Here is an 18,037-nt window from a genome sequence, read left to right as displayed (position 1 = left end):
CATTATTTCATGAAAATATATAAAAATCAAGGATCAAAAGATACGAGATCAGGATTTGGTAAAGCATTAACTTCTTTAGGAAAACAAGATAAAAAAGTAGTTGCATTATGTGCAGATCTTACAAGTTCTTTATCTATGAAAGAATTTTCTCAAGAATTTCCTGAACGATTTTTTCAAATTGGAATAGCAGAAGCAAATATGTTAGGAATAGCTTCTGGTATGACTATAGGAGGATATATTCCATTTGTTGGAACATTTGCTAATTTTGCAACATCTCGTGTATATGATCAAATTCGTCAATCAATTTCTTATTCACGTAAAAATGTGAAAATATGTGCGTCACATTCTGGACTTACATTAGGGGAAGATGGAGCAACACATCAAAGTTTAGAAGACATAGGGATGATGAAAATGCTTCCAGGTATGACTGTTATTAATACTTGTGATTACAATCAAACATATGCAGCTACCATTGCTATTTATAAACATTTTGGAGCAGTATATTTACGTTTTGGACGTCCTTCCGTTGCTAATTTTACAGATGAAAATCAAATATTTGAAATAGGAAAAGCTATTGTTTTAACAAAAGGAAAAGACGTTACGATTGCATGTACAGGGCATTTAGTCTGGGAGGCTTTAGAAGCTTCTAAATATTTATATGAAGAAAAGAGAATTGAATGTGAAGTGATTAATATACATACGATCAAGCCATTAGATGATAATACAATTTTAAATTCTATTAATAAAACAAAATGTATAGTCACAGCAGAAGAACATAATTATTTTGGAGGATTAGGTGAAAGTATTTCGAGAGTAATTACCACTAAAAATCAATCTTTTATTCCTCAAAATTTGGTATCAGTTTGTGATTCTTTTGGAGAAAGTGGAAAACCAATAGAATTATTAAATAAATATAAAATTGATTGTAAAGCCATTATTAATCAAGTACAAGCTGTGTTAAAAAGAAAAAAATCATGAAAAAAACACAAAATCTGGTACATGAATGAATATTGAATTATGGTATCCGTTATTTCAATATAATGACAAATTTTTTACTTGTATATGAATAATTAATAACAATTTATAGAATCATTGATAGACATTATGGAGAACCATTAAAAAAAAATGAAATTGATCATCTTGGAGAAGAATTATCGAATGTTTTATTTTTCATAGTTTGTTTAGCTAATCAAACTGGAGTGAATTTATAAAAATTTTTCAATAAAAAATTAGAAAAAACAATAGATCATATAAGATATCATAGGAATAAAAAATTATTATAGTTTATGTCTCATTACATTCATATACGTCAAAAAACGGATCCTTTATATGGATCTATATATATAACGGGATCTAAAAGTATATCTAACCGTCTTTTAATTTTAAAAGCACTTTATAATCATGATATATACATTGAAAACATTTCGAATTGTGATGATACGAAAGTTTTACAAGAAAGTTTAAATAGTACTTCTTCTATAATAGATATTCATCATGCAGGTACAGCTATGCGATTTTTAACTTCTTATTTATCGATACAAGAAGGAAGAGAGACGATATTAACTGGATCAAATAGAATGAAAGAAAGACCCATATTGGTGCTTGTAGAAACTTTAAAAAAGTTAGGATCTAATATTACCTATTTAGAAAAATATGGATATCCCCCAATAAAAATATACGGAAAAAAAATTTTAGGAGGAAAGTTAGATATAAATGCAAAAATTAGCAGTCAATATATTAGTTCTTTAATGCTGATAGCTAGTAAATTTCAAATGGGATTACAACTGATTTTGAAAGGAAATATTACTTCTATTCCTTATATAAAAATGACTTTCCATTTATTAATATCATCAGGAATTAAAGTTGATTGGAATGAAAAAATAATACATATTTATCCAGGGAAGGAAAAAGTGAAAAAATATTTTCATGTAGAATCAGATTGGAGTTCTGCCTCTTATTATTATGCCATGGCAACAATTTCAAATAAGAGCAAAATAACTTTATATTCATACAATAAAAAAAGTTTACAAGGTGATAATGAAGTGATCTCCATATATGAAAAATATTTTGGAATATCTACTATTTTTGAAAAAAAAGGAATTACATTAAAGAAAAATTCAAATTTTATTTATCGAAACTTTATTGAATTAGACTTGAATAAAACACCTGATATAGCACAAACTATATCTGTTACTTGTGCAGCTATTGGAATAAAATGCAAATTGAAAGGATTAGAAACTTTAAAAATTAAAGAAACAGATAGATTACAAGCATTAAAAGAAGAACTGTGGAAGTTTGGAGTTAAAACCAAAATTACAAATTCTATTTTAGAAATATATCATTTCTTTCAACCAAAAAATATTTCACTTGTGAAAATAAAAACATATCAAGATCATAGAATGGCTATGGCATTTTCAATTTTTACATTGTGCTATCATTCGATAAGAATAGAAAATCCAAATGTTGTATATAAATCTTATCCATTTTTTTGGAAAGACTTAAAAAGTATGGGTTTTTCAATGGAAATTTGTAAAAGAGATAATGAAGAATTCATTTCATGATTATAATAGGGAATATGATAATTATTTTTCTAAAAATAAAAAAAAATTTAATTTGTATTATAAGGCTCATTCGTCTATTGGTTAGGACGTCAGGTTTTCATCCTGGAAAGAGGGGTTCGATTCCCCTATGAGCTATTATCGTAATGAACTAATATATTATTTTATTTTTTTTTATGACAAAACATTTATCTTCTTTTAAAAGAATAAAACAAAATCAGAATAAACGTATACGGAATAAATATGCGTATAAAAGTACAAAAACCGCTATCAAAAAATTGATCAAAAATACTAATAAAACAGATTATTATAAAGTTATATCTATGATAGATAAATTATCTAAAAAAAATATCATTCATATTAATAAAGCTTCTAGAATTAAAAAAAAATTGAAAAAAAAATTACCTATTCATTATTGATTTTTTTCATGATATTGACGAACATGATGTCCATTTTTTTTACAATTTCAATTCAAGCCATTAATGTCACATAACATTTTGTTTCATGATCAAAGAAAAGCATCCAATAGGAATATTTGATTCTGGAATAGGAGGCCTTCTGATAGCTGAAGAAATGAAAAAACAAATGCCGAATGAAAATTTTATTTATGTAGGAGATACTGAAAATATGCCTTATGGAGAAAAATCTACAGAATTTATCATAAAAAATTCTATCAAAATTGTTTCTTTTCTTTATAAAAAAAAATGTAAAATATTGGTAATAGCATGTAATTCTATAACATCCAATGCATTAGATGTAATTTGTCATAGATTTAATGAAAAAATGTTAATATATAATGTGATAGATCCTATTATAAAAAATAAGGTTTTACTTTCTTTCAAAAAATTAGGAATAATTGCTACTCCTGCAACTATACGGTCAAATTTCTATATTAGAAATATCAAAAAATATCATCAACATTTAGATATCACTCAAATATCGATCCCTTTTTTATCATACTTTATTGAAAAAGAAATAAATAAAAAATTTATTGGTATAATGTTAAAGAATTATTTATATCAATTTCAATCAATAGATGTTTTGCTTTTGGCTTGTACTCATTATCTATTTATCAAGGAAGAATTTGAAAAATATTACCATTATAAAATTCATTTAATTAATGTGCAAAAAATAGTAGTACAAGAAATTAAAAAAAAATTGAATGAAAAAAAAATGCTGGATTTTCATTCACATTGGAATGGATACATTATTTTTTATACATCTAGTACCAATTTTTCTTCTTTTGAAAAGAAAGTACATTCTATTTTTGGAAAAAATGTATTTATTAAAAAACACGTTTTTTAATATTTCCTCATTTGTGAATCTATAACTGCTATAGTTGCTAAATTTATAATTTCTTCTATACTTGATTGCATTTGCATGACATGCGCTGGTTTTCTCATACCTAGCATTAACGGTCCTATCGTTTGAACACTTCCTAATCCTCTAATGAATTTATAAGTTAAATTTCCTGATTCAAGATTTGGGAAAATAAAAATGTTTGCTCGTTTTTTTACAAGTTTAGAAAAAGGAAATTTATTGGATAGCAACAATTCATTTAAAGCAAAATCAGGTTGTATTTCTCCATCTACAATTAAATTTGGATATTGTTTATGTAGAAAAGATACGGTATTAGATACTTTATTTGATGTTTTTGATTCTGATGAAAAGTTTTGAAAAGATAAAAGAGCAATATGTGGTTCGATATCTAATCCTTTTACTACATTTGCTGTCATCAAAGCAATCTGAGCAAGTTCTTCACTTGTAGGATCTGGAATTACCGCAGTATCGGCTAAAAATAATGGTCCTTTTTTTGTTAATAAAATAATCATTCCTGCAATTTTATGAACCGTAGGAGCTTTTCCTATAATTTCTAACATAGGACGTAAACTTAATGAAAAACTTCTAGAATAACCCGTAATTACAGCGTCTATTTCATTTTGATCTAACATCATCGCTCCAAAATAATCATTATTACGCATACGAATTTTAGCATCATACAATGTCAATCCTTTTCTATTTCTTCTCTTCCAAAGAAGATTGGCATAATATTCCACTTTTTTTATATTTTTTTCTTTTTCTGGATCTATGATTGTTACTTCAATATTTAATTTATTATGGTTTATTAAACGTTTAATTTTGTTTTCATTTCCTAAAACAATCGGGTCGTATATCATTCCTTTTTCATGAAGAATTTGAACGGATTTAAGAACATCATATTCTTCCCCATCACAAAAAATGATTTTTTTAGGATGAGTTCGTGCTCTGTTTTGAATCATTCGAAGCATTTTGTTTTCATATCCCATTCGATCAAGTAATGTTTCTTCATAAAGCTTCCAATCTAATATAGGATTTCTTGCTACTCCAGTTTCCATTGCAGCTTTAGCTACTGCAGGAGAAACTCGTGTAATTAAACGGTTATCAAATGGTTTGGGAATAATGTATTCTTTACCAAAAGTAATATTTTTTTTATTATACACGATATTGATTTGTTCTGGAACTGTTTCCTTCGCTAATGAAGCAATAGCATGAACTGCTGCTAGTTTCATTTCATCATTAATAATACAAGCCTGAACATCCAATGCTCCTCTGAAAATATAAGGAAAACCTAAAACATTATTTACTTGATTTGGAAAATCACTTCTCCCTGTCGCCATAATAATATCTGGACGAATTCTTACCGCAAGATTATAATCTATTTCTGGATCGGGATTGGCCATTGCAAATACAATAGGATTTTTATTCATGCTTTTCAACATATTGGAAGTTAATACACCTCCTACAGATAATCCAATAAATACATCTGCATTTTGAATAGCATGTTCTAATTTTTGAATAGGATAACTATTGACACGAAATTCTTTTTTTTCTTTATTTAAATCATTTCTTGAATCATGTAATAATCCTTTACTATCAAACATCAAAATATTATTTGAATCAACTCCAAGTTTTTTATATATTCTTGCACAAGATATAGCAGCAGCACCTGCTCCATTGACTACCATTTTGATCTTATGAATTTTTTTTCCAACGAAAGATATTGCATTAATTAATGCAGCTCCTGAAATAATAGCTGTTCCATGTTGATCATCATGCATAACAGGAATATCTAATTCTTTCTCAAGAGTTTTTTCTATTTGAAAAGCTTCTGGAGCTTTGATATCTTCTAAATTTATCCCACCAAAAGTCGGAGATATTGATTTTACTATTTCTATAAATTTGTTTGGGTCGGATTCATTGATTTCTATATCAAATACATCAATTCCAGAAAAAATCTTAAATAGTAAAGATTTTCCTTCCATTACTGGTTTAGAAGCTAATGCACCTATTTTTCCTAGACCTAATACTGCTGATCCATTTGTAATCACTGCTACAAGATTTCCCTTAGATGTATATTTGTAAACTTCTTTAGAAGAACGAGCTATTTCTTTACAAGGTTCGGCAACTCCTGGAGAGTAAGCAAGAGATAGATCTCTTTGACTTTCATATTTTTTTGTTGGCGTTACTTGTATTTTTCCAGAAGGAAATTTACTATGATAATTTAAAGATTCTTTACGAAAAGTATTTGTTTTTTTTCTCATAATATTAGTAATTTTGAATTCTGATAAAAAATTTTTTTCATGATGAATTATGATTTCCAGAATAATTCTTTTTCAAAAAAATATTTTTTGTTTTTATCAGAAATCCATCTAATTATAAGCTTATAATATCCTATTTTTAATAATTTTTTTGGTATAAATAATTTTTTTTCAGAATCATCGAATATTTCAAAATATTTTTTCACGTCTAGATTTTTAGAAGAATATCTAAACAAGGTAACAAATCCCTCAATTTTTTTTCCTTTATAATGAGGAAAATATATTTGAATTCCATCAGAATTCATCAATATTTTGATTGGATGAGAAAGCTCTAATGTATTTTTCTTTTCATTAATGATATCTTGATATTTAATTTCATCTTCATAATATTGATCAGAAACTAATTGGCTTTCTACATTTGGAAAAAAAAAAGCAATATAAACAATGAATATTATAAATATGAATAAAGATAATAAAATTCCAATATCCCAATTAAATTTAATTTTCATAATTAAAATAATTTAATAAATAATTTTCATGAAAAAATCAAACTATTTTCTTCTATACATTATTCCAATCTAGTATTTTTTTGCCCTGAGGTTCTTTATGTTTTAATGGTTTTTTGTTATTTCTATTTATAGAATAAACATAACTAGATATTTTTTCTATATCATTTCCTTTTATTTCTCCAGATTTTCCAAAAGGACGCATAGATGGATTTTTTTCACTTCCATTCCATATTATAGAAAATATATTTTTGTATAAATCTTTTTCTACTCGATTTATCCAATAAATATCTGTTAGATTTGGACCAATATTTCCACTACCATCTGATTGATGACAGGTAGCACAATTTTCATTAAAAAGGACCCTTCCATCATTAATTAATGTTTTTTTAAAGAAAGTTTTATCTAAAGAGGCTTGAGGAGTATTTTTTTCAAAAATTTCTATTTCTCTTAATTGTTTTTTATAGGATCTATCATATTCCTTATATGGATTAGAAAAATCTATGAGTAAATAGGAAAAAAAATAAATAGCAGAAAAAACAATAGTTATATAAAAAAGATGGATCCACCAAAGTGGTAATTCATTATCCATTTCTAATATACCATCAAATCCATGATCGATTTTCTGAACACCCTTATTTATTTCTTTTGGATCATGAAATATAAATTTGTACAAACTGTATAAATAATTCCCTTCATTTTTTTCTAAAATTTTCTTTTTTTCTTCTTGAGAAAGAAATTTTAATTTAATTCTAAAAATTAAATTGTTAATAGATTCTAATATGAATAATAATATTGTTACTATAACGAAGAATAATATAGTGATAGGATGAATGATATAAGATTCATGATTATAACTTTTTAAGAATACATAAAACATAAATATTATAACAGATAAAAAAGAAAAAATTACAATAGTAGAAGATATTTTAGACCTCATGATTATGTTTGTCTTTTTCCAAAGGAATAGAGCTTAATTTTCTATAATATGTTTTATTCTTTGTAAGTATAAAACATATTATAATAATAAAAAATAAGAAAAAAGATACTAGCATAATAGATTGAAATATTCCAATATTTTTTTCTTCTCTAAAATAATTTTTTAAAAAACTTATCATTTTATTTCAAAATATTAGTTTAAATTAAGATTTAATATCTGTTCCTATACGTTGCAAATAAGATATCAAAGCTATAATTTCCCTTTTTTCTAAAGGAATAAATTTTTCTTTTTCTACTTTTTTTTGTTTATTTATTTCTTTTTTTAATTTAGGATATTCATTATAAATTTCATGTACTATTTTATTTGCTTGTTGATCCATATCCTTATAAATATTTTTTACATATGACATAGTATATGGAACACCTAATTTTATCATTGCCTTTATTTTTTTTTCTGTATTCGATCTATCTAATTTGTTATAAATTAACCAAGGATATCTAGGCATAATTGATCCAGGAGATGTTTTTCTAGGATTCAACATATGATTATAATGCCAAGAACTAGGATTTTTTCCACCTTCTCTTGCTAAATCCGGACCAGTTCTTTTTGAACCCCAAAGAAAAGGATGATCATATACAAATTCTCCGGCTTTAGAATATTCTCCATAACGAACGACTTCATCTCGAAATGGACGAACTTGTGCACTATGACATCCATTACATCCTTCTCTAACAAATAAATCTCGTCCTTCTAATTCAAGTGCCTTATAAGGTTTGATATTATGAATAGTAGGGACGTTTGATTTGATAACTATGGTAGGTATAATTTCTATAAAACCTCCAACTGCTACAGCTAAAAAAGCTAAAATAGTGAGTTGTATTGGTTTTTTTTCTAGCCAATCATGAAAATTTTTATGAACGTTATCAGTATAATTATATGAAATATCATATTTAAATTTTTCATTGTCAACTGATTTTCCATTTTTTATAGTTTTTAAAATATTATAAATCATTAAAATGAATCCTGTAAAATATATTAACCCTCCTACAAATCGTATTTTGTAAAAAATAATTATGGATAAAACAGAATCTAAAAAATTTTTATAAGACAAAGTTCCATCTGGGTTAAATTTTTTCCACATGATTGATTGAACTACAGATCCAAAATACATAGGAAAAATATATAAAATGATTCCGATTACACCTAACCAAAAGTGCGTATTAGCCAATGAATTTGAATATAATTTGGTATTCCATATTTTTTGTGTCATCCAATAAATGATACCAAAAGCCATGAAACCATTCCAACCTAAAGTTCCTAAATGAACGTGAGCTATGACCCAATCAGTAAAATGAGCAATAGAATTTAAAGTTTTAGTAGCTAACATTGGACCTTCAAAAGTAGCCATTCCATAACAAGTAATTCCCACTGTAAAAAATTTTAAAGTAGGATTCTTTTTCATTTGATTCCAAGCTCCTCTTAACGTTAATAATCCATTTAACATACCTCCCCAAGAAGGAGCTATTAACATTATAGAAAAAATAGTTCCTAACATTTGAGCCCAATTAGGAAGCGATGTATACATTAAGTGATGAGGTCCAGCCCAAATATATATAAAAATTAAAGACCAAAAATGAATAATAGATAGTTTATAGGAAAAAATAGGTTGATTTGATGCCTTTGGCACAAAATAATACATTAATCCAAGAATAGGAGTAGTTAGAATAAAAGCAACAGCATTATGTCCATACCACCATTGCATTAAAGCATCTTGTACACCTGCATATATAGAGTAACTTTTAAAAGAAAAAAGAGATATAGGCAATTCAAGGTTATTGAATATATGTAACATAGCTACTGCAACCCATGTACCTAACAAAAACCATATACTGACATATAAGTGTTTAATTTTTCTATTTAAAATACTTCCTATCATATTGATTCCATAAATAATCCATATAAATAATAAGCCAATATCTATAGGCCATTCATGTTCTGCATATTCTTTGCTTGTATTGATTCCTAATAAAAAAGTGATCCAAGTGGATACAATAAATAATTGCCATCCCCAAAAATGAATCCAACTCAAAATGTCGCTAAATATTCTAGTTTTTAATAAACGTTGTAAAGAATAATAATATCCTGTAAAAATTATATTTCCTACAAATGCAAAAATAGCCGTATTTGTATGTAACATTCTCCAACGACCAAATCCAAACATACCTTGAGTTTCTTTTAATCTATTTCCAAAAATCATTTCAGGAAGTTTAGGAGAAAACAGAAGAATAGCTATAATTAATCCAGCTAAAAAACTAATAAAAGCCCAAAACATTGTAGCATATAAAAATGCTTTAACAATTTTATTATTGTAATAATATTTTTTTAATTTCATCATGATGAATAATTCATTTTCTATATTTTATTCTATATCATCATCTATTAAAATTCTTATTTTCGGCGATTCATAATCATTAAACTGTCCATTATATATGCCTATTATAAATAATACTAAAAAAATAGAGCCTAAAGAAATGCTTGATATGATCATAATTATTATTATATCCATTATGTTCAAAATTAAAATGTTAATATTCTTGAAATTATTCGAGTAGATATAATAGAAAAACATATAACAGAAATAGAACTTAAAGGCATTAAAATAGATGCAATAATAGGTTTTAAATTTCCTGTGACAGCAAATGAAATTCCAAATAAATTATAAAATATACTAATCAAAAAATTAGCGATGACTAATTTTGAAGATATCCTTGATACTTTCAAAAATAAGTGTATTTTATTTAAACAACTAGACTTAATAAAAGCATCACAGTTAGGATAAAAATTCGAAGTATTGTCAGATACACCTACACCTACTTCACTTATATTTAATGCAGCACAATCGTTAATTCCATCTCCAAACATTATGATATTTTTTCCTTTTTTCTGCATTGTTTGTACATATTTCATTTTCTTTTCCGGACTTTGATTAAATAATATTTCACTTGATTGAGGTAAAATAGATTTTAAATATTTTTTTTCTAATTCATTATTATCTCCAGATAAAATAATTATTTTATATCCTATTAATTTTTGAAATATTTTTGTAATTCCTTTGCGATAATAATTTCGAAAGAGAAAATAACCTAGAAATTTTTTATTTATAGAAATAGAAACTGTAGTTTGATTATTACTAAATTCTCTATTTTTTAAATTTAAATATTTTGGAGAACCAATTTTGATTAACATATTATTAATCATACATTCTAATCCTTTTCCTTCTACTTCTTTGAAGTTTTTGATAGGATAGAATTGATGAATTGATAATTCAGATAAAATTTTTTTACTTAATGGATGAATAGAATTTCTTAACAAAGACGCTATCATCTTTTTTTCATATTTATTTAAACGTCCTATAAAATAAATTTTTTCTTTTTGAGGATCCGTTAAAGTTCCTGTTTTATCGAAAATTAATGTTTTTAATTTGGTAATTTTTTCCATTGTTGAAATATCTTTAATATAAAAACCTTTTGTTGAAAAAATATGTATTATACTACCAAATATCATTGGAGTAGAAAGTACTAATGCACATGGACATGTAATGATTAAAACAGAAAATGTAGTTTGAAATATTTTTTGTATATCGTTCATGATATACCAATATAATCCAGTTATTGTAGAAATCAATAATACTACGGTAGTAAAATACTTGCTAAATCTATTAGATAAAGATTGAAAAAAATATTTTTTATTATGACATTTATTTTTATTCCATAAAATACTTAAATAACTATGATCTACATTTTTAATAACTTGTAAGTAAATAGCTTCTCCTTTTTGCTTTGATCCAGCATAAATTCTATCTCCTATTTTTTTACTAACTAAATAAGATTCTCCTGTAATGAAACTATTGTCCATTATCGCTTTCCCTTTCATTAATATAGAATCGGTAGGAATAATTTCTTCATTTTTAATTAAAATAATATCATTCGTTTTTAAAGAAGAAAGAATGACTTTTTTTTCTTTCCCATTTTTTTCATCTATCTTTGTAATTAAAATAGGATAAAAGGATTTGTAATCTTTATCGAATTGAATAATATTATTATTTGTATGTATTTGTAATAATTTACTTATTATTAAGAATAAAGAAAAACTAGAAAGACTATCAAAATAACCTGGTCCTAAATCAAAAAATATTTCGTAGCAACTCCATGAGAATAAAACAGATAATCCTAAAATAATAGGAATATCTATGTTAATGATATATTTTTTGATCCCTATAATTGCATATCGGATGTGATCCCATAAAGAAAATAAAATAATTGGAATGGTTAGAATTAACATTAAATAACGGAAAAAATAACGATGGTGAAAATACCAAGGATCTTTCAATGATCCAACATATTCCGGTATAGATAACAGCATAATGTTTCCGAAACAAAAAAAAGATATAGCTAATTTGGTAACTAATTCTTTCTTAAAAAAGACATCTTTGATTTCTTTTTTATTATCTATTAATCCAAAATTAATAGAAGGTTTAAAACCCATTTCATCTAGAATATTAGCTAAATCACTTGATTTTAAATGATCATTATTGAATGTGATCCAAATTTTTTTTCTCGAAAAATCTACTATAGATTCGAAAATATGTTTATTTTTTTGATGTAAATTTTCTAAAATAAACACACAAGAAATACAATGGATAGAAGGAATGAAAAAATGAATTTTAGTAATATTTTTCTGATGAAAATCAATAATTTTATCCAAAATATCTTTCCTATCAAAAATATTGTAAATTTCATTTTTATTATTGCACATTATATTTCGATTTGTTATTGTTTTGTTTAATTAATAATTGATATATTTTTTATATTCATCGAAAGATAATAAATTATCGTATTCTGATATTTTGGATATTTTTATTTTGATCATCCAAGAATTGTATGGATTTTGATTAATCAATTCAGGTTTAGATATCAATGATTGATTAATTTCAATCACAAAACCTGTAACTGGCATGAATAAATCCGAAACTGTTTTCACCGCTTCTACTGTTCCAAAAGAATATCCTTTTTTTTTTTCCTGTTTTAATATAGAAGAATCTATATCGAAATATATAATGTCTCCTAATTCTTTTTGAGCAAAAAAAGTAATTCCCACATAAGCAAATATTTCATTATTTGTTGAAGTTTTTTGTTTTTCTAATCCGACCCATTCGTGATTTTTACTAAATTTCAAATCATTAGGTTTCATTTGCTATGTATTTTTTATGTTATAAATGTGAAAAAATTATTATATAAATTTATTTGGTATATATGAAATAATATAATGAAATCCTACAAAAAAATTCCGTGATATTTTCAATAATCATAACTATTTTTTTGAATATGATTTTTTTACATGATAAAGTTCAAATGAAAGTTCATTTTTTTTTATATATTGAAATCCATTAGAATGATCATTAGACAAATTTTTTATAAAATGTTATATGTCTAAAACATTCCTGATATCGATCCTATTTATAGTCATATCCCTTATTCAATTTATTACACGTTTAATTCCAGAATAGTTTGTTATTTATTTTTCCAATGAATTTTTTTCATTTTGATTATAAAAATAATGCATATTATTTAATATATTGAATCATTTCATTTTTTATTAAATTACATTTTTTTCTATAACATGTTTTATATAAATATTCTATTTTTTTTGCAAAATTTTTTGATAATATTTAAATTTTTCTTTATATGGATTGAATCATTTTTTGATAAATTGAACCAATTTAATAGATATTTTTTTTTGTAAAATTTAAAAGTAGGAAATAAAAAAATAAATATGTTCCTATTATATAGTGATATTATTTTTCATAAAAATAAAATATAGATGTAAAAAAAATGATATATTTGCAATGGATGAATGTCATTACTTGATATGGAATAGATGTTATATTTTCATTTAGTTTCAAAGTAATTGAGGAATAAAAATTTTTGAACAAAAAATATATTGCTAAGGCTTGTCATTAAGACAGCCTTTTTTTATTATGCAATAAATACTATAAGTCATGTTGAAATTTCATTTTAAAACTATTCAAAAAAAAATATTAAATGATAGCATAACACCAATAGAATTGTATTTAAAGTTAAGAGACATTTTTCCGAATACATTATTAATGGAATTTTATGAATGTAAAATTGATAAAAATCATCTATCTATTTTATGTATTAATCCCATTTCGGAATTTATTTTATATGAAAATGTATTAAATATATCATATCCTAATAATGTACAAGAACATATTTCCATAAAAAATAAATCAAACATACAAGAGATAATTGATAATTTTTTAAAAAAATTTAAAAATAAAGATTTTTCTTTTCCTTTTTCTGGATTATATGGGTATTTATCTTATGATAGTATTCCATATTTCGAGAATATTAGATTTGATGCTCCAATTCAAAAAATTCATAATATACCGAAAATTCGATTTGGATTTTATAAAAATTTAATTATTTTTCATCACCTTCATAATGAACTGAATTTAGTCGAACACCAATTTTATAACATTGAAAAAAAAACTTCCATTTATGAATTAATTGATTTAATTAAAAGAAAAAAATTTTTTGTTTTTCCTTTTCAATCTACTGAAGAAAAACGATCTAATGTGACCGATGAAGAATACAAAAAAATGGTATCTCAAGGTATCAAAGCTTGTTTTCGGGGAGATGTATTTCAAATTGTGTTATCTAGACAATTTCAACAAAAGTTTAAAGGAGATGAGTTTAATGTATATAGAGCATTAAGATGTATTAATCCTTCTCCATATCTTTTTTATTTTGATTATGGAGAATATAAGTTATTTGGTTCCTCTCCAGAATCACAATTGATTATTCATGATCAAGTTGCTTATATTAATCCAATTGCAGGTACTATAAAAAAAGGTGATAACCATAAAAAAAACATCAAATTATATTATGATCTTATTAAAGATCCCAAAGAGAATGCAGAACATGTTATGTTAGTCGATTTAGCAAGAAATGATTTAAGTAAAAATTCTTTTGATGTAAAAATTGAAGAATTTAAAAAAATTCAGTTTTTTTCTCATGTCTTACATATGGTTTCTAAAGTATCTGGAAAATTAGAAAATAATAAATCCATTGTCAAAGTATTTGGAGATACTTTTCCAGCTGGAACACTTTCTGGAGCACCAAAATATAAAGCAATGGAATTAATAGATAAAATAGAGAATCAACAAAGAGGAGCTTATGGTGGAGCAATTGGTTTTTTTGGACTAAATAATTCTTTTATTGATACAGCTATTATAATACGTTCTTTTATTAGTAAAAATAATACGCTTTTTTTTCAAGCTGGAGCAGGAATCGTTTCAAGCTCAAAGGAAAAAAAAGAATTAGAAGAAGTAAATAATAAACTAATGGCGTTATTTCAAGCCATTGATTTAGCTCAAAAAATATAAGGTATCATGAACAAAATTTTAATTTTGGATAATTATGATTCTTTCACTTATAATCTTGTACATGTTGTAAAAAAAATGAGTCAAGATTGTATAAAAGTTTATAGAAATAATGAAATAGAACTATCAGAAGTGAATCAATACGATAAAATCATATTATCACCAGGACCAGGAATTCCTAATGATGCAAATATTTTAAAACCATTAATACAAACATTCGCTAATACTAAAAGTATATTTGGAGTTTGTTTGGGACAACAAGCTATAGGAGAAGTTTTTGGAGCTACATTGGTGAATACAACAAAAGTATATCATGGAATAACTAGTTTTATAAAAATTATTGATTCAAAGGAAATTTTATTTAGAAAATTACCAAAAAAAATTAAGGTCGGTCGTTATCATTCTTGGATGATATCTCAAAAGAACTTTCCAAAAGAATTACAAATTACTGCTATTGGAAGTAAAGGAGAAATTATGGCGTTACGTCATAAAATATATGATGTATGTGGAGTCCAATTTCATCCAGAATCTATTTTAACTCCATATGGAGAAAAAATAATAGAAAATTGGTTGAATATCAAAAAATTATGAATAAAATATTAGAATATCTTTTTTTGGGAAAAACTTTAACAAAATATGAATCTGAGAAATTAATTACAGAATTATCCAAAGGAAAAATCAATGAATATCAAATTTCATCGATTATTTCTATATATAATATGAGAAATCCTACTGTAGAAGAAATATTAGGATTTAAAAAATCAATAATGCAATTATCTATTAAAATAGATTTAAAAGAATTTAATGCTGTTGACATTGTAGGAACAGGAGGAGATGGAAAAAATACATTCAATATTTCCACTTTAGCATGTTTTATTGTAGCTGGAACAGGAGTAAAAGTAATCAAACATGGAAATTATGGATCTTCATCTATAATGGGTTCATCAGATCTTATGAAAGAATTAGGATATGTATTTACTAATAAAGAAGATACTTTGAAAAGACAATTAAATCAGTTTGGTTTTTGTTACTTACATGCTCCTTTATTTCATCCTATTTTAGATAGGATAACCAATATTAGAAAAAAATTAGGAATAAAAACTATTTTTAATTCACTTGGTCCTTTATTAAATCCTGGTTTTCCCAAAAATCAATTATTAGGAGTAAATAATTTAGAATTAGCAAGAATATATTATTATATATATCAAAATATGAATAATAATTATGCTATTGTTCATAGTTTAGATGGTTATGATGAAATAACATTAACAAGCGCAATCAAGTATTATTCTTCATTCGGAGAAAGTTTTATTTCTTTAAATAACTTATTATCCATAAGCAAAAGTAAAATAAGAATCAATCCTTATGAATTAAAATGTGGAAACAATATAGAAGAAAATAAACGAATGTTCATGAGTATATTATCTGGTAATGGGACTTTCACACAAAATGAAGTTGCATTAATCAATGCAACATTTGCATTGAGTTTAATTAATAAAAAAACATTTGAAATTAATTATGAAAAAGCGAAATATTCTTTAAAAAGTGGAAATGCTAAAAATGTTTTGAAAAAATTATTAGATAAATGAATTTGCTAGATCGAATTATATCTTTCAAAAAGAAAGAAGTTCAAAATAAAAAAATTCTTTTTCCTATCAAAACATTAGAAAAATCTTCTTTTTTTGAAAGAAAAATTTTTTCTTTAAAAGAAAATTTAAAAAATAGTGAAAACGGAGTGATTGCTGAATTTAAATTAAAATCACCTTCTAGAGGAATAATTAATCATAAGGCTTCTTTAAATGATATTATTAAAAATTATGAGAAAGCAGGTGTAAGTGGAATATCAGTACTGACTGATTACTATTTTTTTTTAGGAAAAGATGAAAACATGAAAAGATCTCGTTCATTAGTTTCTATACCTTTGTTAAGAAAAGATTTTATTATTGATGAATATCAAATATTAGAATCAAAATCTATAGGATCTGATGTTATTTTACTAATTGCAAAAATTTTAGAAAAAAAAAAAATAGAACATTTATCATATTTTGCAAAAAGAATCGGATTAGAAGTAATTCTTGAGATTCATGAAGAACATGAAATAGAAAAAATAACGAATCATATAGATATGATAGGTATAAACAATAGGAATTTAAATAATTTTGAAGTGGATAAAAATGGTAGTTTCAAACTATGCTCAAAAATTCCTAAACATTATATAAAAATAGCAGAAAGTGGTATTGATAGTATATATGACATTATCACATTAGAAAAAAATGGATTTCAGGGATTTCTTATTGGAGAATTTTTTATGAAAAAAAAAGATCCAGGAGTATTTTGTCAAAATTTTATTACTTTTTTAATGCAAAAAAAAAATGAAATCAAAAATACTAAAAATAAAAGTTTGCGGAGTAAAATATAACATAGAAAAAATTTCGAATTTATTTCCTGATTTTATGGGTTTTTTGTTCTCTCCTAAATCTCCTAGATTTGTAGGAAAAAATTTTAATATTCCCAAATTATCGGATAAAATATCAAAAGTAGGAGTTTTTATTCATGAAAATGAACAATATATATTGAAAATATACAACGAACAGAAACTAAATTTTATTCAATTACATGGAAATGTAAGCTATTCTTTTTGTGAAAAATTTTTTCAAAAAAACATAAAAATCATTAAAAGTTTCAAAATTCATAATTCTTTTTCTTTTAAAAATATTTCAAATTATATTCCTTTCTGTTCGTACTTTTTATTTGATAATAATGGTGGAAGTGGGCATCAATTTCAATGGAGAAAATTGGAGGAATATAATTTTGAAATTCCATTTTTTTTGAGTGGAGGAATTGGATTAGAAGATTGTGAAAAGATAAGAAGCATTTCCCATCCAAAAATATTTGGAATTGATGTTAATAGTCGATTTGAAATATTTCCAGGTAATAAAAATGAAAAAATTTTAAAAATTTTTATAAACAATATAAAAAATTGATAAAGT

Annotated in this window: 16 protein-coding genes and 1 tRNA gene; 10 read left to right on the top strand and 7 right to left on the bottom strand. The window is 24.7% G+C overall.

Translation table 11 applies throughout. The features are described 5' to 3' along the window. The first annotated feature begins 9 nt into the window (after positions 1 to 9). The 5 genes from H0H35_RS01065 (at position 10) to murI (ending at position 3,863) form a co-directional block, all read left to right on the top strand. Positions 10 to 978 (top strand): transketolase family protein, encoded by a 969-nt coding sequence (locus H0H35_RS01065; protein WP_185883107.1) that lies wholly within the window; start codon positions 10 to 12, stop codon positions 976 to 978. A 308-nt stretch (positions 979 to 1,286) separates the two neighbouring features. Continuing rightward, on the top strand, positions 1,287 to 2,561 hold the full coding sequence (locus H0H35_RS01060; protein ID WP_185883106.1) for a 3-phosphoshikimate 1-carboxyvinyltransferase: 1,275 nt from the start codon (positions 1,287 to 1,289) through the stop codon (positions 2,559 to 2,561). A 63-nt stretch (positions 2,562 to 2,624) separates the two neighbouring features. Continuing rightward, positions 2,625 to 2,696, top strand: a tRNA-Glu gene (locus H0H35_RS01055). A gap of 38 nt (positions 2,697 to 2,734) precedes the next feature. Further along, complete coding sequence (gene rpsT / locus H0H35_RS01050) at positions 2,735 to 2,977, top strand: 30S ribosomal protein S20 (RefSeq protein ID WP_185883105.1); 243 nt, start codon at positions 2,735 to 2,737, stop codon at positions 2,975 to 2,977. A gap of 85 nt (positions 2,978 to 3,062) precedes the next feature. Then, complete coding sequence (gene murI, locus H0H35_RS01045; protein ID WP_185883104.1) at positions 3,063 to 3,863, top strand: glutamate racemase; 801 nt, start codon at positions 3,063 to 3,065, stop codon at positions 3,861 to 3,863. Here the strand turns inward: murI and H0H35_RS01040 are convergent. The 7 genes from H0H35_RS01040 to H0H35_RS01010 form a co-directional block, all read right to left on the bottom strand. After that, positions 3,860 to 6,139 carry an NADP-dependent malic enzyme gene (locus tag H0H35_RS01040; RefSeq protein WP_185883103.1) on the bottom strand — a complete coding sequence of 760 codons (2,280 nt, stop codon included), beginning with the start codon at positions 6,137 to 6,139 and terminating at the stop codon, positions 3,860 to 3,862. The genes murI and H0H35_RS01040 overlap by 4 nt on opposite strands. Before the next feature lie 47 nt (positions 6,140 to 6,186). After that, positions 6,187 to 6,645, bottom strand: coding sequence for a FixH family protein (locus tag H0H35_RS01035; RefSeq protein WP_185883102.1), 459 nt, complete (start codon positions 6,643 to 6,645; stop codon positions 6,187 to 6,189). A 52-nt stretch (positions 6,646 to 6,697) separates the two neighbouring features. Then, the gene (locus tag H0H35_RS01030; RefSeq protein ID WP_185883101.1) at positions 6,698 to 7,582 is read right to left on the bottom strand and encodes a cbb3-type cytochrome c oxidase N-terminal domain-containing protein; all 885 of its coding nucleotides are present in this window, start codon (positions 7,580 to 7,582) and stop codon (positions 6,698 to 6,700) included. Between the two features lie 202 nt (positions 7,583 to 7,784). Further along, positions 7,785 to 9,974, bottom strand: a complete 2,190-nt coding sequence (gene ccoN, locus H0H35_RS01025) for a cytochrome-c oxidase, cbb3-type subunit I (protein ID WP_185883180.1) — start codon at positions 9,972 to 9,974, stop codon at positions 7,785 to 7,787. A 27-nt stretch (positions 9,975 to 10,001) separates the two neighbouring features. Beyond that, the gene (gene ccoS, locus H0H35_RS01020) at positions 10,002 to 10,148 is read right to left on the bottom strand and encodes a cbb3-type cytochrome oxidase assembly protein CcoS (protein WP_185883100.1); all 147 of its coding nucleotides are present in this window, start codon (positions 10,146 to 10,148) and stop codon (positions 10,002 to 10,004) included. A gap of 11 nt (positions 10,149 to 10,159) precedes the next feature. Beyond that, a complete protein-coding gene (locus H0H35_RS01015; protein WP_185883099.1) occupies positions 10,160 to 12,397 on the bottom strand; it encodes a heavy metal translocating P-type ATPase in 2,238 nt (745 codons plus the stop codon). A 30-nt stretch (positions 12,398 to 12,427) separates the two neighbouring features. Next, a complete protein-coding gene (locus H0H35_RS01010; protein ID WP_185883098.1) occupies positions 12,428 to 12,832 on the bottom strand; it encodes a glycine cleavage system protein H in 405 nt (134 codons plus the stop codon). Between the two features lie 808 nt (positions 12,833 to 13,640). Between H0H35_RS01010 and H0H35_RS01005 the strand changes: the two genes are divergently transcribed. From H0H35_RS01005 to trpF, 5 genes are read left to right on the top strand one after another with little or no spacing between them, the layout of a single operon-like run. Further along, positions 13,641 to 15,050, top strand: a complete 1,410-nt coding sequence (locus H0H35_RS01005) for an anthranilate synthase component I family protein (RefSeq protein ID WP_185883097.1) — start codon at positions 13,641 to 13,643, stop codon at positions 15,048 to 15,050. Between the two features lie 6 nt (positions 15,051 to 15,056). Continuing rightward, on the top strand, positions 15,057 to 15,638 hold the full coding sequence (locus H0H35_RS01000) for an anthranilate synthase component II (protein WP_185883096.1): 582 nt from the start codon (positions 15,057 to 15,059) through the stop codon (positions 15,636 to 15,638). After that, complete coding sequence (trpD, locus tag H0H35_RS00995; protein WP_185883095.1) at positions 15,635 to 16,636, top strand: anthranilate phosphoribosyltransferase; 1,002 nt, start codon at positions 15,635 to 15,637, stop codon at positions 16,634 to 16,636. The genes H0H35_RS01000 and trpD overlap by 4 nt, the downstream gene beginning before the upstream one ends. After that, a complete protein-coding gene (gene trpC, locus H0H35_RS00990) occupies positions 16,633 to 17,466 on the top strand; it encodes an indole-3-glycerol phosphate synthase TrpC (RefSeq protein WP_185883094.1) in 834 nt (277 codons plus the stop codon). Before trpD ends, trpC begins: the two co-directional genes overlap by 4 nt. Beyond that, complete coding sequence (trpF, locus tag H0H35_RS02855; protein ID WP_238892358.1) at positions 17,420 to 18,031, top strand: phosphoribosylanthranilate isomerase; 612 nt, start codon at positions 17,420 to 17,422, stop codon at positions 18,029 to 18,031. The genes trpC and trpF overlap by 47 nt, the downstream gene beginning before the upstream one ends. Positions 18,032 to 18,037 lie beyond the last annotated feature (6 nt).

The organism is Blattabacterium cuenoti, from assembly GCF_014252435.1.
Taxonomy (GTDB): Bacteria; Bacteroidota; Bacteroidia; order Flavobacteriales; family Blattabacteriaceae; genus Blattabacterium; species Blattabacterium cuenoti_X.
This window is presented reverse-complemented; position numbering and strand designations above follow the sequence as displayed.

Coding starts and splice junctions, on each gene's coding strand:
- trpF (WP_238892358.1), top strand. CDS start 17,420: ATGAAATCAAAAATACTAAAAATAAAAGTTTGCGGAGTAAAATATAAC.
- ccoN (WP_185883180.1), bottom strand. CDS start 9,974: ATGAAATTAAAAAAATATTATTACAATAATAAAATTGTTAAAGCATTT.
- murI (WP_185883104.1), top strand. CDS start 3,063: ATGATCAAAGAAAAGCATCCAATAGGAATATTTGATTCTGGAATAGGA.
- H0H35_RS01040 (WP_185883103.1), bottom strand. CDS start 6,139: ATGAGAAAAAAAACAAATACTTTTCGTAAAGAATCTTTAAATTATCAT.
- H0H35_RS01065 (WP_185883107.1), top strand. CDS start 10: ATGAAAATATATAAAAATCAAGGATCAAAAGATACGAGATCAGGATTT.
- trpD (WP_185883095.1), top strand. CDS start 15,635: ATGAATAAAATATTAGAATATCTTTTTTTGGGAAAAACTTTAACAAAA.
- H0H35_RS01030 (WP_185883101.1), bottom strand. CDS start 7,582: ATGAGGTCTAAAATATCTTCTACTATTGTAATTTTTTCTTTTTTATCT.
- trpC (WP_185883094.1), top strand. CDS start 16,633: ATGAATTTGCTAGATCGAATTATATCTTTCAAAAAGAAAGAAGTTCAA.
- ccoS (WP_185883100.1), bottom strand. CDS start 10,148: ATGGATATAATAATAATTATGATCATATCAAGCATTTCTTTAGGCTCT.
- H0H35_RS01060 (WP_185883106.1), top strand. CDS start 1,287: ATGTCTCATTACATTCATATACGTCAAAAAACGGATCCTTTATATGGA.
- H0H35_RS01015 (WP_185883099.1), bottom strand. CDS start 12,397: ATGTGCAATAATAAAAATGAAATTTACAATATTTTTGATAGGAAAGAT.
- rpsT (WP_185883105.1), top strand. CDS start 2,735: ATGACAAAACATTTATCTTCTTTTAAAAGAATAAAACAAAATCAGAAT.
- H0H35_RS01005 (WP_185883097.1), top strand. CDS start 13,641: ATGTTGAAATTTCATTTTAAAACTATTCAAAAAAAAATATTAAATGAT.
- H0H35_RS01010 (WP_185883098.1), bottom strand. CDS start 12,832: ATGAAACCTAATGATTTGAAATTTAGTAAAAATCACGAATGGGTCGGA.
- H0H35_RS01000 (WP_185883096.1), top strand. CDS start 15,057: ATGAACAAAATTTTAATTTTGGATAATTATGATTCTTTCACTTATAAT.
- H0H35_RS01035 (WP_185883102.1), bottom strand. CDS start 6,645: ATGAAAATTAAATTTAATTGGGATATTGGAATTTTATTATCTTTATTC.